The organism is Promicromonospora sp. NPDC057138 (assembly GCF_042670845.1).
GTDB lineage: Bacteria > Actinomycetota > Actinomycetes > Actinomycetales > Cellulomonadaceae > Promicromonospora.
Genome location: NZ_JBHUUX010000032.1, coordinates 31,037 through 46,615, shown reverse-complemented (window position 1 = coordinate 46,615; position 15,579 = coordinate 31,037). Strand labels below are relative to the sequence as shown.

The window sequence follows — 15,579 nt, the reverse complement described above, 5'->3', positions numbered from 1 at the left end:
GTCTCGACAGGCTCGACCAGCGAGACGGGTTCGAGCGGCGGGCGGGGTCAGCCGGCAAGGTGGGACCAGCGGGGCGCCAGGTCATGCCATCGTCCGACGGCGGCCACGCGGCCGCCGTCGAGCACGACCACCCGGTCGGCGACGGCGAGGGTAGCTGCCCGCGAGGTCGTGCCGAGCACCGTGGTGCCGGCGGCGCGCAGGCCCGACCAGACCTCCGCCTCGGTGACGGCGTCGAGGGCCGAGGAGACGTCGTCCACGAGGAGCAGGTCGGAGCCCGTGGCCAGCGCCCGGGCCAGGCCGAGCCGCTGTACCTGGCCGCCCGAGAGCCGCAGGCCGCGGTGTCCCACGATCGTGCCGGTGCCGCCCGCCTCGGCGACGTCGCGGTCGAGCCCGGCCGAGCGGACCGGGCCGTCGACGGGGCGGTCGTGGTCCAGCCGCACGTTGTCCGCGAGGGTCCCGGACACGACGTGCGGCACCTGCGCGACGTGCGCCACGCGGGGCGGGCGCAGGAACGTCTCCGGATCGGCGACGTCGGCGCCGTTCCAGGCGAGCCGCCCGTCGACGTCGACGAGGCCGGACAAGGCCCCGAGCAGGGATGACTTGCCGGATCCGACGCGGCCCACCAGCAGCACCAGCTCGCCGCGCCGCACGGTGAGGTCCACGCCGGCGACGCCCACCGTGCCGTCGTCGTGCCGGGCGCTGACGCCCTCGAGGCGGAGCTCGCGTAGCGGGTTTGAACTCGCGGCACTGGCTGACGTATCCGGCCTGGACGTGCCGGCGAACAGGTCGACGTCCTCGGGCACGTCCGCGAGGCGTTCGGTGCCGGCGTACCGGGAGGTCACCTCCACCCAGCGGCGGGCGGACGCCGCGCTCGTCACGAGGGCGCCCAGCCCGTACCCGATCCAGCTGAACGTGCCGATCGAGGTGCTGACCAGCAGCGTGGTGGCCAGCGACCACGTGCCGTTCAGGTGCAGCGTCCACGCGAGGACCGTCGCGGCCCGGCTCAGCACGGACGGGGCCAGCCCGACCACGAAGCTGGTCTGCTCCTCCCGCAGCGAGGCCCGCACCCGGCGCCCGTCGACCCGGGCGACCTGGGCGAGCACGCCGTCGGTGGCGGCCGCCAGCTTGACGGTGCGTACAGCGTCGAGGGCCGAACCGAGCAGGCGGCCCAGCTCCGCCGCGGCGTCGCCTGCCTGCCGCGCGGCCGCCGCGACCGAGCGGCTGCCCAGGACCTGCGCGGCGAACATCACCGCCGCCATGGTGAGCCCGATCGCGCCGGCCAGCAGGCTGTCGCTCAGCACCACGAGCAGGGCCAGCGTGACCGGCGCCGTGAGCAGCTCGCGCCAGGCCTGGGTGTGGCCCGTGAGCCGGTAGTCCTCCTGGGCCCGCGCGGCGATCTCGCCGGGGGCGTCGCGGACGGTGCGCCGCTGCGCCGTCTGCCCGCGCAGGAGGCTGAGGTGCAGCCGCAGCCGGGAGTCGGCCCACCAGCGCGCGCTCGTCAGCCGGACGGTGAACGGCAGCAGCGTGTTGGCCACCACGGCCGCGAGGATCGCGCACGCCAGGAGCCAGGACGCGGAGCCGTGCTCCAGGCCGACGACGAGCGACGCCCACAGCCACCCGACGACGAGGCCGGTCGAGGTGAGGTAGTCCGTCAGCTCCCAGACGACGGCGGGGAGCAGGAGGCCGAGCGGCCGGGCGCGCAGCGTGCTCCACACGGCCCGCGCCATGGACGTGCGGCGCGGCGCCGCGAGGGTCCGGTCCGGTCGCGCGGAGGGCGTGGCGCCGCTGCGCGCAGCCTGCGCGGACGAGTGCGGCGCCCGCACGGACCGGGTTGCCGCCGCGGTGCCGCCTTCGCCGTCGGTGGGCACGGTGACGGCGGAGGCGGCGGATCCAGCGCCTCGCTCGGTGTCTGCATCTGCGTCCGACTCCCCGAGCCCCGCCGCGGCGACCAGGCGGGCGAAGTGCCCGTCCGCCGCCGCCAGCCGGTCCCAGGGCCCGTGCTCCACGAGGCGGCCGCCCTCGAGCACGGCCACGGTGTCGGCATGCCGCGCGGTGGGCAGGCGGTGCGCGACGACTATCGCCGTCCGCCCCGTCAGGAGGGCCTGCGCGGCCAGGGTGACCCGCTCCGCGGTCGCCGGGTCCATGCGAGCCGTGGCCTCGTCGAGCACGACAACCTCGACGTCGCGCACCAGCAACCGGGCGAAGGCGACGAGCTGCTCCTCGCCGGCCGACAGCGTGACGCCGTCCGGGCCGAGCCGGGTGTCGAGGCCGTCGGGCAGCGACTCCGCCCAGGCCCGCAGGCCGAGCGCGTCCATCGCCCGCGTGACGCGCTCCGCCGGTACGGCGGCCCAGAGCGTGATGTTGTCGGCGAGCGTCGCGGCCAGGATCTCGGTGCGCTGCCCGACGACGCCGACGCGCGTGCGCAGCTCGTGCACGTCCAGGCCGGTGAGGTCCCGGCCGCCCAGGAAGACGCTCCCGGCGGGCGGCTCGACCGCGCGGGACAGCATCTTGGTCAGCGTCGTCTTGCCGGATCCCGTCCGCCCCACCAGGGCACACGTGGTGCCCGCCGGAATAGTCAGGGACAGCGGTCCCAGGGCGAAGCCGTCGCCGTAGGCGAACGTCAGGTCGCGCAGCTCGACGTCGACCCCGGTGGGTGGGGCGGCGTCCCGCTCACCGGAGCCGTGCTCGTCAGATCCGCGCCCGCCGGAGCGGGCCCGGCCGGGGAACGGTGCGCCACCGGCGGGCTCCTGGCGTGCGGCGAGCAGGTCGCGCACCCGCTGGAACGTGCCGATCGCCTCCTCGACGCGCGGCAGGAGCCGCCCCAGGACGTCCACCCGCCCGACGAACGCCGTGACGAGCAGCCACAGTGTGACCAGCCGCGCGACGTCCAGCGTGCCGCCGGTGACCGCCCAGACTCCGCCCACCAGGACCGCGCCCACCAGGGCGTCCAGGGGCAGCTCGGTGCGCAGCCGCACGCGCGAGAACGCCACGGACCACTGCTCGCGGAGCCGGATCTGCCGCGCGGCCAGCTCGGCGTACCGGCGCAGCACGTACCGCTGGCCGTGGGCGGTGCGCAGGTCGTCGCGTGCGGCCACGGCCTCCTCGAGCTGCGCCATGTGGTCCGACCCGGCCTCGGAGCTGCGCCGGCTCAGCTCGCGCAGGGGCCGCGCCGACCGCCGAGCGAACACCAGCACCGCGGCCGCCACCAGCGGGAACGCGACCCACGCCGGCCACCACACCAGGCCGGCGGCCACCCAGCCGACCACGAGGCTGATCGCCGCCTGGCCGAGGGTGATGCCGATGCCGCTGATCGCGCGGGTGAGCCGCTCGGGGTCACCGTTGACGCGGTCCAGGAGCTCGCCCACCGCCTGCTCCTCGAGCGCGGGCAGGGGCTGGCCCAGCGCCGCGGCGGCGAGGTCGGACCGGAGCGTGGCCTCCGCGCGGGCCACCGCACGCTGCACGACCAGCCAGGTCACGGCGTCCAGCACGACGACCGCCGCACTCACCGCCGCGAGCACGATCAGCGTGTCCCTGGTCGGGTTCGCGGCCATCCGGCCGGTGACCACCGCGGCGTACGACGAGGCCGCGGCCGCCAGCAGCGCGGCTGGGACCGCGGTGGCGGCGACCCGCAGCGCGCGGCGACGCCACGGGCTGTGGCGCTGATCGCGGGACGCGGCGGTTCGGCGGCTCGGGCGAGCCGGGATGTGGGGCACGCTCCGACTCTGCCACCGGCCACTGACACTCGACCGGCACGAGGGCGAGTGTCAGGGGGTCCACGTAGCGTTGGTTTCATGACCCCGTACCGTGAGCTCGCGCCGCCGACCGGCCTCCTGCCGGTCGTGGCCTGCCTGTGGGAGCACGACGTCCCGCCGGGCCACGAGCAGCGGATCATCCCGGACGGCTGCGTAGACCTGGTCCGGCTCGACGGCGAGCTGGTGGTCGTCGGCGCCGACACGGGTCCGGTCGTCGCCGGGCCCAGCGCCGGCCCGGCGTCGCGCACCAGCGGCATCCGGCTCCGGCCCGGCGCGGCGGGCGCCGTCCTCGGCATCCCGGCGTCCGAGGTGCGCGACAAGCGGGTGCCGCTCGCCGACGTCTGGCCCGACGTCGGGCCCGCGCTCGCCGACGCGCTCAGCGTCGCGGACCCGGCCGGGCGGCTGGACCTGCTCGCGCGCACGGTGCTGCAGCGCAAGGCGGAGCGCGACGGGCTGGTCGCGGCCGCGGCGCGGCGGCTCGGGGTGCCCGGCTCCCGGATCTCGGTCGTCGCCGAGGACCTGGGCGTGAGCGAGCGGCACCTGCACCGGCGCACCGTGGACGCCGTCGGCTACGGACCCAAGATGCTCGGGCGCGTCGCCCGGCTGCGGCGGCTGATCGGCCTGTCGGCCGGCGGGCCGTCCTCCTCGCTCGCGGAGCGTGCCGCCGTGGCCGGCTACGCGAGCCAGGCCCACATGTCCGACGAGGTGCGCCGGCTGACCGGCCTCACACCCGTCCGATTCCTGGAAGACGCCGCCCTGACCGCCGCCTAGCGTCGGAGTCATGAGCACAACGACGAGTATCGACATCGGAGCCGCCAAGCGGTTCATCTACGACGACGCCCGCCTGCTGGAGCGGCACCGCCTCGCGGCGCTGTTCGACGGCGCACCGAGCGGACGTGTTCTGGACGCCCTGCGTCCTTACCGGAACGACGACGGCGGCTGGGGCCACGCCCTCGAGCCCGACCTGCGCGCGCCGGGCAGCCAGGTCTCAGGCGCGCTGGCCGCGCTCGAGGTGCTCGCCGAGCTGGGCACCGCCGCCGACCCGGCGGTCGGGCCGCTGGTCACCGAGACCGCGGACTGGCTGGCCTCCGTGGCGCTGCCCGACGGGCGGGTGCCGCACGTGCTGCCGACCGGCGTCGGCTACCCGGCCGCGCCCTGGATGCGGGAACCGAGCGACAACGGGTTCCTCACGTACGCGATCGCCGGCCACCTGTGGGAGCTGGGCGTGAGCCATCCGTGGCTCGACGCGGCGACCGCGTGGTGCTGGGGGCAGATCGAGGGGGCGGAAGCCCTTGTGGGCGGGTACACGGTCGGGTTCGCCCTCGACTTCCTCGACGCCGTGCCCGAACCCGACCGGGCGGCCGCCGCCATCGAACGGGTGCGGCCGCTGCTGCGCGAGGACGGGACCATCCCCGTCGAGGGCGGGCAGGACGACGAGAAGCTCCGGCCCCTGGAGCTGTCGACGCGGCCGGGCGCGCCCAGCCGTGCGCTGTTCTCTTCAGGGCAGATCTCGGCGGAGCTCGCCCGGCTGGAGCAGGAGCAGCTCGACGACGGCGGCTGGGACTTCCACTTCCTGCACTGGTCGCCGGGGCAGGCCGTGGAGTGGCGCGGCATCGTCACCCTCGGAGCGCTGAAGTCGCTCCGCCTGCACGGCCGCCTCTGACCGGACAGGTCCCCTGAGTGCTGTGGGCGTGATCGTTGCGACCGTGCGCCCGTTTTAGCCGCAACGACCGCGCCCACAACAGTGCCCGGGGCGGGCCTTAGGGTGGTCCGCGTGGTTTCCATCGGTTATGCCGCGATGCTCGAGCAGTTCGCGCCCCGGACGGCGGTGGAGCTGGCGGCGTTCGCCGAGGCGCACGGCTTCTCCGGCGTCATGGCCGCCGACCACTTCCAGCCCTGGACCCCGCAGCAAGGCCAGGCGGGCTTCGTGTGGAACGTCCTCGCGGCAGCGGCGGAGCACACGACGGGCGACCTGGGGCCGGTTACGGCGCCGACGTTCCGGTGGCACCCCGCGGTGGTGGCCCAGGCGTCGGCGACGCTCGCTGCGATGAACCCGGGCCGGCACTGGCTGGGCGTCGGCTCGGGGGAGGCGCTCAACGAGCACGTCGTGGGCGCGTACTGGCCCGAGGCGGCCGAGCGGATCAACCGCATGTTCGAGGCGGTCGAGATCATCAAGAAGCTCTTTGCCGCGTCCCTGGCCGGGCGGGACGTGAAGCACGCCGGCACGTTCTTCCGGCTGGAGTCGACGCGGCTGTGGACCATGCCGGAGACGGCGCCCGAGATCCTGGTCGCCACGGCGGGTCCGGTCACCGCGCGCCGCGCCGGGCGGACGGCGGACGGGCTGATCACGCAGGCCGCGCCCCTGGAGCGGATGTCGTCGCTGCTGACCAGGTTCGCCGACGGCGCCCGCGAGTCCGGCCGCGACCCGGGGCGGATGCCGAAGGCGCTCCAGCTCCACCTCTCCTGGGCGCCCACGCACGACGAGGCGGTGGCGAACGCCCTGACCGAGTGGCCGGTGGGCGGCATGCGGTTCCCCCGGTCCGACATCCGCTCGCCGCACGACTTCGCGCAGCTCGCCCGGATGGTGCGCCCCGAGGACTTCGACGGCCGCGTGCTGATCTCGGCCGACCCGGACGAGCACCGGGCGTCGATCCAGCGGTACGTCGACCTCGGCTTCGACCGCATCTATCTGCACAACGTGGGGCGCAACCAGCGCGAGTGGATCGAGACGTTCGGCCGAGAGGTGCTGCCCAAGCTCGTGCGGTGACCTGCCCGGTGAGGCGCTGCTCGTGCCGGAGCGTCGTGCAGGGAGCGCCCTCAAGCCCGGAGGCCACTCATCCCCGCAGTGTCAGCGGGTGGCGTCCCAGTGCCAGCCGTAGCCGTAGCGGTTCTGCTTCACCTCCACGGCGGCCAGCGGACCGACATCCGGCAGCGTCACGGTGACGGTCACCGGCATGGCGTCCATGAGGTTGCCCTGCGTCCAGAACGTGTCCTGCGGCGTCGCGTCGGTTTCGGTGCTCAGTCGGGTCGTTCCGTCCTCGCCGACGGCGTAGACGTCGAGATACGCGCTCGGTGTCGGGGTGCTGTAGAGCTTCGTCCCCGCCTCGTCGCACGCGAGCGTCAGCGTGGCCTGGCGCCCCTCCACCCCGGTGACGCTGGCGATCCAGCACGAGCCGTCGTCCAGATGTTTGACGGTCCCCTGTGCCCACGGATGGTCCCTGCTGCCGTCGGCGGCGACGGTCTGGACAGGGCTCGGGCTGTTCTGCGGCGCTGCGCTGATCAGCGTCTGCCCGGTGCCGGCGGCCTCCCGGTCGTCGCCGGTGAGTGAGCTCCACACGCCGAACGCGGCCCCAGCCAGCACCGCCGTCCCGGCGGCCACCGAGCCCAGGACGACCATGGTCCGCCTCCGGCGGCCGCGGGGCGCGCCGCGTCGTCGCATGCCGCCGCGTGGCGCGCGCCGACCGGCGCCGGGCGCTCGCCGCGGCTCGACCAGGGGGAGCGTGGCACCGGCCGGGTCGGGGACGCCGAGCGAGTGCAGGATCGCGTCGAGGGTCGGACGGCGCTCCGGGTCCTTGACGAGGAGGGAGTCGAGGAATGGGCGCAGGTACGCGGGAGTGTCGTCGTAGGACGGTTCCGCCGCCGAGACCCGGTACAGCACCACGGCCGGGTGGTCGCCCTCGAAGAGGTGGTTTCCGGTCGCGGCGTAGTACGCCAGCGCACCCAGCGCCCACACGTCGGTGGCCGACGTCGCCCGGCTGCCCGACGCCTGCTCCGGAGCCATGTATATCGGGGTCCCGACCGGCTGACCGGTCATGGTCAACCGGGTCGCGCCGATCGAGGCGACGACGCCCAGGTCGATCAGGCGCGGACCGTCCGGGCCCAGGATCACGTTGGCCGGCTTGACGTCACGGTGCACGAGGCCGGCACGGTGGAGGCCGCGCAGCGCCTCGGCGACGCCCACAACCAGGCTCAGCACCTCGTCCTGCGACAGGGGTCCCTGGGCGGCAAGAGCCTGCGAGAGGGTCGGCCCGGGGACGTACTCGGTGGCGAGCCAGGGCAGCTCCGCGTCCGGATCTGCGTCGACGAGGTTCGCGATGAACCGGCTGCGCACCTTGGCGGCGGCCCGCACCTCACGCCGGAAGCGCGCGCGGAACTCGTCGTCGTGGAGCTGGGCTCCCCGGATCAGCTTGATCGCGACCAGCTGCCCGCGACGCGCCGTCCCGAGGTAGACGTCGCCCATGCCGCCGCTGCCCAGCCGGTTCCGGACCCGGAACGGTCCGATGGTGCGCGGCTCGCCCGGTCGCAGGGGTGCCGGCTCAGGTACGGGAACCGTCCTCTGAGCGGGCGGGTCGTGCAACACCGGACGCTTCCCCCATCGATCACAGTACGAACCAGACATATGTGGCTTGGACGCCTGGCAGGGTATCGCGCCGACGGGGCCGACCGCCTTGATACAGCGGCCGCGAATGGGCGGTGCCCCCTCACGCTGGGCTCTGGCGCCCGGTAGTGGTGTGAGGATGGTCCCCGTGGAACGACTCAGCGTCTGGGCCCCCGACGGGCTGCCCGAGATCACACCCGGCGACGACCTCGGCGAGCTGATCGCCGGCCTCCTGGCGGCACAGGACGAGCAGGACCGGCCGCATGACGGCGACGTCGTCGTCGTGACCTCGAAGATCGTGTCCAAGGCCGAGGGGCGGGTGGTGGCCGCCGACGACCGCGAGCAGGCCATCACCGACGAGACCGTCCGGGTGGTCGCCCAGCGCGAACGGCCGGGCCTGCCGCCGCTGCGGATCGTCGAGAACAAGCTCGGGCTGGTGATGGCCGCCGCGGGCGTGGACGCGAGCAACACCCCGGAGGGCACGGTCCTGCTGCTCCCCGTGGACCCGGACGTCTCGGCCCGCACGATCCGGGCGGCGCTCACGCAGCGGCTCGGCCTGCGCCGGATCGGCGTCGTCGTCACCGACACTGCCGGACGCCCTTGGCGCGACGCCCTGGTCGACATCGCGATCGGCTGCGCCGGGATCACGCCCACCGACGACCTGCGCGGCAGCATCGATGCCCACGGCCGCCCGCTCACCGTGACGGTCACCGCCGTCGTCGACGAGATCGCCGCGGCGTCCGAGCTGGTCCGGGGCAAGTCGAGCGGACGCGCGGTCGCCGTCGTGCGCGGCATGGGGCACCACCTGACGGACGACGACGGCCCGGGCGCCCGCGCCCTGGTCCGCGCCAGCGCCGACGACCTGTTCCGCGAGGGCTCCGCCGAGGCCTACGCCCGCGGCCTGGCGGACGGCCAGAGCTCCCGCTGACCGGCAGCCGCCCCAACCCGCCCGTCCGCCGTCCCGCCCGTCCGTCAGGTCAGTGATTCGGCCCGGAACTGCGCCGCATTTTGGGCCAGATCACTGAGCTGGCGGACGGCGCCTGGTGGCGGCGTGCCACCTAGCTGACTCGTCGCCCCGAGCTGCGCGAGTCAGCAGGCCCGGGTGGACTGCCGCCCTGACTCGGCGTACCAGGTACGTCGAGTCAGGGCCGCAGGCCCACCGGTTCAGAGAGACGGGCGGCGGGAGGTCATCCTGGCCACCGGCGGCACGTCGTCCCGCTCCTCAGCGGTCACGGTGACCGACCAGTCCAGCTCCGGTGCGCTGTCCTCGCCTGTGTCCGACGCCGTGTCCGACGCCGGTTCCGGGGCGGGTGCCGGAGGCGGGGGAGGCGGAGGCACTGCGGGGAGCCCGCGCGGCGGCGTGGCCGTGCCGCTGTCGGCGACCGGGGCGGACGGCGCGACCGGAGCGGTCTGCGCGACCGGAGCGGTCTGCGCGACCGGAGTGGGCGGCGCGACCGGAGTGGGCGGCGCGACCGGCGCGGACGCCGCTGCGGGCGCGGGCGCCGTGGGGGCGGCAGCGGGGGCGTGCGCGGTGCCGGCCGGCGGTTGCGCGGACGGCGGGGGAACTGCCGGGGACGGTGTCGCACCAGCCGATGGCGTGGAGACGGCCGGAGTCGGCGCGGCCGGGGGTGGCGTCGGCGCACCGGCGGAAGGCTGGGCGGTCACCGGTGTCGGAGCGATCGGCGCGGAGGTGGCTGGGCTCGCGGCCCGGCTCGCGACCGGTGCAGCGGGCGCCCCCTCACCGCCACCACCACCACCACCAGCACCGCCGCCCGCCCCGCCCCGGGTCGCCGAGGGCACCGGGTCGATGCCGGGCAGCGGGGACTCCAGCAGGACCACGTCCACCCGCGACTCCCGCATCTCGCGGCACGTGGCCAGACCGATGCCGCCGACGTAGTCCTCGAGGGTCTGCAGCAGCTTGAGCGGCGTCGCGAGGATCATGTGGAACCCGAACGCCGCGAATGTGTCCATGGCGGTGCGGGTGAACGCGGTGTCGGCCTTGTCGAAGGCCTCGTCCAGCAGGATCGAGCCGTAGGCGGGCGTGGCCGAGTCGGACGCCCCGGCGAGCTGGTAGCGCAGAGCCGCGGCCAGGCAGAACACGACGAGCTTCTGGCGCTGTCCACCGGACAACCCGGCCGAGGAGTCGTGCACGGCCAGCGCGATGCCGCCCGCCGTGACCTCGACGCCCGTGAAGTGCACGTGCCGGCGCGTGTCCAGGCAGAGAGCGCGCCAGGCGCGGTCGGCGGGGTCGCTGGACCCGAGCCGGCGCACCAGCCGCTCCAGGACCTCGTACTCGGGCTCGGTGTCGCCGGTCAGCACGTCGAGGGTCGCGAGGAACTCCTCCACGGCGGCGGGCCTGCGCTCCTTGACGCGGATCTCCAGGAACCGGTCGGTGTCGAACGGGGAGCGGCGCAGGGACGTGTTGACCCCGACGATGCGCTCGCGGATCGCCGCGGGCGCCTGCCGGATCTCGGCCGCGAGCTTGCGCAGCGCGCGCCGCGCCTGGTCGGTCATCAGGTCGGAGAACCGCGCCTCTTGCTCCGGCAGCCGGGACGTGCGGATGCGCTCCAGCACCTCGAGGTACCGGGACCGGTCGCCGACCTGCGCCGTGAGGTCGCGCGTGATGGCGGGCCAGCGGCGCCGGAACTCGGACAGCAGCCCGACGATCTCGCGCTCCGCCGCGGCGGAGGTGCGCAGCCCGGCCTCGCGCTCCGCGTCCAGCGTGCGGGACACGGTCAGCGAGACGTCGTCGATCACCTCGTGCGTCACGGTCTTGCGGACGGCGGCGTACCGCTTCTCCAGCTCCTCGCGGTGCGCGAGCGGGATCGCGTTCGGCGGGGCGTCCCCGAGCTCGGCGACCACGCGCTCCAGGGAACGGCGGTGGGCGCGGGCCTCGGCGAGGTCGTCGGCGGCCACGGCGGCGGCCGCCCGCGCCTGGTCGAGCCGCGTCTCGGCGGCCGCGACGTCCTGGGACGCCCGCAGCAGGTCCATCGTGCCGTCGAGCAGCCGGTCGAACGACGCCTGCGCGTCGGTCAGGTCCGCCTCGGCGGTCTCGATGTCGACCTCGCGCCACTCGCGGCGGGCCACGTGCCGCAGCGTGAGCTGGCGGCGCACGGCCTCGCGCTGCTCGGCGACGGCGTCGGCCACGGCGGCGTCGGCCTCCGCGAGGCTCGCCTGCGTCTCGCGCGCGAGCTCCAGGAGCAGGTCGAGCCGGTCGTCGGCGTCCCAGCCGAGCGCCCAGTCCTCGACGCCGGGCAGCATCGGCTGCTCGATCTCCTCGGGACCGTGCTTGATCAGGCCCTCGTCGGTCACCGCGCGCTCGTGCTGGTCGAGCCCTGAGGCGTCGTCGACGCACAGGTAGTCGTACTGCTCGGACAGGCGACGGTGCAGCCAGCCCGACATCGGGCCGTCCTTCACCTCGACCTTGTGCACCAGTGACGCCTCGTCCGTGGACCGCGGCGCGTCGTTGCGCACGCCGACCACGCGGTAGCGCAGGCCCGGCCCGGCCGCCACGGCGCCCGCGACGGCCGCGCGGTGCGCCGGCGCCACGAGCACGACGGTGGCCAGCGGCCGCAGGATCGCCTCGAGCACGGGCCGCCACCGCGCGTCGTCCTCGCGGACGCGCAGCAGCTCGGCCGCGAACGGCAGCACTGAGACGTCCAGCCCTGCGGCCTCCGCCACGGCCTGGCGGGCCGCGGCGAGCTCGGCCGTCACGTTCGTCTGCGTCTGCCGCACGGCCTGGATCCGCGCGGCGACGGCCTCGTGCCGGTGCCCGACGGCGGAGCGCGCCGCCAGTGCCTCCCGGATGCTCGCGTCGAGCGACTCGGGCCCCCGGGACCGCCCCACGGTCGCGACGGCCCCCGTGCCGACCGAGGGCTGCGCGCCCGTCGCGACGGACGCTCCGGCGACGGAATCGCCTGCGACCGACGGGACAGCGCCCGTCGAGACGGCGGGCAGGGCGCCGGTGAGCGCGGGCACCCCGCCGGTGGCCGGCCGCTTGGGGCCGCCGAGCTCCCACCGGGCCTTCTCCTTGAGCGCCGCGAACTCCGCGAACGTCTCGGGCATGTTCATGCCGACCGACTGCAGGTCGGTGGACAGCTCACCGCGCCGCGTGCGGACCAGCGCGGCGATCTCGCCCGCGCGCTGCAGGCGGTCGGCCTGCGTCGCCAGGGCTTGCCCGCCCCGGGCGCCCAGGACGTTCACCGCCTGCTGGTGCGTGTTCGCCGCGACGTCGACCTCGGTGTCCGCCGCCTGACGGTGGTGCTGCGTCCGGTCCTCCGCCGCCCGCGCGTCCGCCAGGGCGCCGTGCGCGAGGTCGAGCTTCCACGCGTCCTTGAACGTCTCCAGCGACCCGCGCAGGGTCGCCGCGCGCACGCCCGCCGCCGAGCCCTCGTCGTACGCCTTGGTCAGCGCCGCGAGCCGGCCCAGGTGCTCGATCTGCCGGCGCGACGTCTCGATGTCGGCATAGGCGCGCGCGACGTCCGCGAACTGGTCCACGGCCTGGGCCGCCAGCTCGAACGTGCTCGGCTCGTCCAGCATGTGCCCGCGGAACAGGTCGTCCAGGCTGCCCAGGTTCTTCGCCGACTGCGTGCGGTGCAGCAGCACCAGCGCCTGCTCCGAGCCGATCCCGAGCGCCTGCGTGAACGCCGCGGCGAACGGCCCGTGCCGCTCGCTCACCGTCGCGTCCGGCCAGGCCGCGGTCACCCCCGCGATGTCGGGCCCGGAGCGGACGTACCGCTCGAAGTCCAGCAGCCCGGCCTCGCCCGGCACCACCACGTGCAGCGTCGCCGGCGTCGACGAGCCGCGCGTCAGGTGGAACAGGCGCACCAGCGTCACGGTGCCGTCAGGCGCGTCCGTGCCGTTCGAGTATCCCAGCAGCACGCCCGACCAGGTGGCGCCCGGGCGCAGGTGGTCCGCCACGACCTCGCCGGTGCTCTCGTCGGTGCGGTGCCGCCACGCGCCGCGCGCGTACGAGACGACGTCGCGGTCGCCCGCCTCGCGCTCGGTCGCGCCGGTACCGGCGGCGGCCACGTTGAACCGCAGCTGCTCCGGCGGGGTCAGCACCGCGGCGACGGCGTCGACCAGCGAGGACTTGCCCGAGCCAGAGTGACCCGTCAGGAGGAAGCCCTCCCGCGGCACCGGCACTACATGGTGCCCGGAGAACGTGCCCCAGTTGACCAGCTCGATGCGCGCGAGGCGCCACTGTCCGGGGTGGGGCGTGTTCATGCGCTCTCCTTCGCCAGTCGTGCGTACTCCGCGCTCAGCGCAGCGACCTGGTCCGCGCCGAACACGGTCCGCAGCACGGGCGAGACCAGGCACCGGTCCCCGCTGAGCGGCTCCAGCATGCCCGACTCGGTCAGCCGCGCCCACGTCGCGTCCAGCTGCCGGGAGAAGTCCATGGGCGAACCTCCGCCGCGCCGCCGGTACACGGCGAGGTGGTCGGCGGCCTCGTCACGGCTGATCGCCACGCGCCCGTCCGCCGAGTCGAGCAGCAGGGCCCGCAGGTGCAGCAGCAGTGCCGTGTCCAGGAACGTCAGCGCCACCTCGCGCACCACCTGCGGGGCGTTCGCCGCCGGCACGTCGCGCACGAACGCGACCTGCGCGTCGGCGTCCACCACCAGGTCGAGGTACTGGTCGGCGAGGCGCTCGCGGACGACGTCCTCGTTCGTCAGGAGCGCGCGCCACGTGTCCGGGTCGGACTCGGCGGCGACGTACGGGCCGCGCAGGAGCCGGGCCAGCGCGCGGCGGGCCGGCGCGGGCAGCGTGCCGTGGTCGCCCGGCCAGAGGCGGGCGATCGCCTCGCCGGGCTCCTGGCCGGCAGTGCTCGGCGGCGCTCCGCTGCCGGCCGGTCGTCCGGGGCGCGCGGTGCGGAGGTCGGCGCGGGCGGATCCTGTCACGTCGGGTTCTGTCACGGGACATGCTCCTCGAACTGGTTCTGGGGGAGTACGGCCCGCCGCGCGACGCCGCGCGAGGACCGCCAGTTCACGTCTTCTCTCTTGCCGGTGGCCACGCCGTGCTGCTCGGCCAGCGCCAGCAGGCCGACGACGCTCGCGGCGCCCTGGGTGGCGGGGTGCGCGGCGAGCACGGACGCGACGGTGGCGCGGCCGACGGCGCCGACCCGTTCGTTCACGTGCCCGCGCAGCTCGTCGACGTCGATCTCGGAGTCGCGGGCCATCGCGCGCACGGCCGTGAGCGAGACGGTCCGCGGCGGCAGGGCGGGTGCGGCGGGCGGCGCCTCGGCGTCCTCCCCGCCGGGGTTGTGCGGCGCGAACCCGCCCACGGACCGGGGCGCCACCGCGCCGACGGGCAGCGTGAGGCGCATCTCGGCGCCGGGTGCGACGTCGGGGGCGGCGGCGAGCGCGGCGTCCTGCGCCTGGCCGAGCAGGCGCCGCAGCGCGCGCTCGGCGGGGAGCTCGCCGGACCGCACCATGCGCTGCAGGGCGCGGCGCAGGCCGGCCATCGTGTCGGTGAGCTCGTCGGCGGCGTCCTGCAGCGTGGGCAGCAGCCGGCGCAGCGCGGACGCCTCCGTCGGCGCCAGGTGGACGGTGTCGAGCACGCGTCCGACGTCGTCCTGCGCGACGTGCTCCGCCTGCCGCAGCAGGTCGCGGAACGCGACCAGGCCCCGCCCCGCCTCGGACTCGGCGAGGTGGTCCACGCCGCGGTAGATGTCGTCGAGGAACGTGTCGCGCGAGCCGTCGGACTCCAGGAGCCGGCGCCGCAGCTCACGGTCGGTGCGCTCCAGCTCGGTGCGCACCCGGGCCAGGTCGGCGGGGATGTCGCCGGCCAGGGCGAGGACCTCGCGGGCGCGCTCGGCGGCGGCGTCCGGCGGCAGGACGTCGTCGTCGCCGCGCTGGGCGCGCTCGATCCTGGCGTCGAGGGCGGCGCGCTGCTCCAGCAGCGAGGCGAGGCGGGTCTCCGGGTCGGGATCGGCCTCGTCGGCCAGGGTGTGCAGGCCGTCGAGCACCGCGCCAAGCCGGGACGGGGTCACGGCGGGGTGGGGCCTGCTCAGCCGGGAGACGAAGCGGATGGCGAGCAGGGCGCCGTCGGACAGCTCGACGGTCTCGGTGCCCGCCTCGCCGGCCGGCTGCGGGGCGCGGCGGCGCACCAGCACGCCCTCGTCGATCCACTCGGAGACGTAGAAGTAGCCGGAGTAGGGCAGCTCGAAGCCCGCGCGGCGCAGCTCGGGCAGGTCGTCGTCGATCCGGTCGGCGAGCTGTTCCACCGGCAGCCGACGGCGGGATGCGCCGAGGTTGCGGTCCAGCAGCACGACGGCGGCCGCGGCGTTCCGCGACCGCAGCAGCACCCACGCGGGATGCTCCTGGAGAAGGGCGCGCACGGCGCGCGCCGCCTGGCCGCGGCGACCCGAGCCGTTCCCGGCGGCCTGCCGGGGTCCGGCGGCGTCACCCGGCGAGCTCGCTGTACCCATGGTGGCTGAGAGTAGTGGGCCAA

The 15,579-nt window shown here is 75.5% G+C and carries 9 protein-coding genes; 4 read left to right on the top strand and 5 right to left on the bottom strand.

Annotated elements, in window-relative coordinates; genetic code table 11:
* Positions 1–47: 47 nt before the first annotated feature.
* Positions 48–3,713 carry an ATP-binding cassette domain-containing protein gene (locus ACFT2C_RS17575; RefSeq protein ID WP_377208356.1) on the bottom strand — a complete coding sequence of 1,222 codons (3,666 nt, stop codon included), beginning with the start codon at positions 3,711–3,713 and terminating at the stop codon, positions 48–50.
* Positions 3,714–3,791: 78 nt separating this feature from the next.
* On the opposite strand from ACFT2C_RS17575, the gene ACFT2C_RS17570 reads away from it, so the two are divergent.
* The 3 genes from ACFT2C_RS17570 to ACFT2C_RS17560 all read left to right on the top strand — a co-directional run bounded on the left by ACFT2C_RS17570 (position 3,792) and on the right by ACFT2C_RS17560 (position 6,519).
* Positions 3,792–4,523, top strand: a complete 732-nt coding sequence (locus ACFT2C_RS17570; protein WP_377208355.1) for a DUF6597 domain-containing transcriptional factor — start codon at positions 3,792–3,794, stop codon at positions 4,521–4,523.
* Between the two features lie 10 nt (positions 4,524–4,533).
* On the top strand, positions 4,534–5,415 hold the full coding sequence (locus tag ACFT2C_RS17565) for a hypothetical protein (protein ID WP_377208354.1): 882 nt from the start codon (positions 4,534–4,536) through the stop codon (positions 5,413–5,415).
* A gap of 111 nt (positions 5,416–5,526) precedes the next feature.
* Positions 5,527–6,519 carry a TIGR03557 family F420-dependent LLM class oxidoreductase gene (locus ACFT2C_RS17560; RefSeq protein WP_377208353.1) on the top strand — a complete coding sequence of 331 codons (993 nt, stop codon included), beginning with the start codon at positions 5,527–5,529 and terminating at the stop codon, positions 6,517–6,519.
* Positions 6,520–6,600: 81 nt separating this feature from the next.
* Here ACFT2C_RS17560 and ACFT2C_RS17555 read toward each other — a convergent pair whose 3' ends face one another.
* Entirely contained in the window at positions 6,601–8,112 is a 1,512-nt protein-coding gene (locus tag ACFT2C_RS17555) for a protein kinase (protein ID WP_377208352.1), read from the bottom strand.
* Between the two features lie 157 nt (positions 8,113–8,269).
* Here ACFT2C_RS17555 and cofE point away from each other — a divergent pair, with 157 nt between their 5' ends.
* The gene (gene cofE / locus ACFT2C_RS17550) at positions 8,270–9,058 is read left to right on the top strand and encodes a coenzyme F420-0:L-glutamate ligase (RefSeq protein WP_377208351.1); all 789 of its coding nucleotides are present in this window, start codon (positions 8,270–8,272) and stop codon (positions 9,056–9,058) included.
* A gap of 236 nt (positions 9,059–9,294) precedes the next feature.
* Here the strand turns inward: cofE and ACFT2C_RS17545 are convergent, their stop codons facing one another.
* Genes ACFT2C_RS17545 through ACFT2C_RS17535 form a run of 3 tightly spaced genes read right to left on the bottom strand, consistent with a single transcriptional unit; the run spans position 9,295 to position 15,556 of the window.
* The gene (locus tag ACFT2C_RS17545; protein ID WP_377208350.1) at positions 9,295–13,356 is read right to left on the bottom strand and encodes an ATP-binding protein; all 4,062 of its coding nucleotides are present in this window, start codon (positions 13,354–13,356) and stop codon (positions 9,295–9,297) included.
* Positions 13,353–14,042: a DUF4194 domain-containing protein gene (locus ACFT2C_RS17540; RefSeq protein ID WP_377208349.1), complete on the bottom strand. Its 690-nt coding sequence runs from the start codon at positions 14,040–14,042 to the stop codon at positions 13,353–13,355. Before ACFT2C_RS17540 ends, ACFT2C_RS17545 begins: the two co-directional genes overlap by 4 nt.
* Complete coding sequence (locus ACFT2C_RS17535) at positions 14,039–15,556, bottom strand: DUF3375 domain-containing protein (protein ID WP_377208348.1); 1,518 nt, start codon at positions 15,554–15,556, stop codon at positions 14,039–14,041. Before ACFT2C_RS17535 ends, ACFT2C_RS17540 begins: the two co-directional genes overlap by 4 nt.
* Positions 15,557–15,579: the final 23 nt, after the last annotated feature.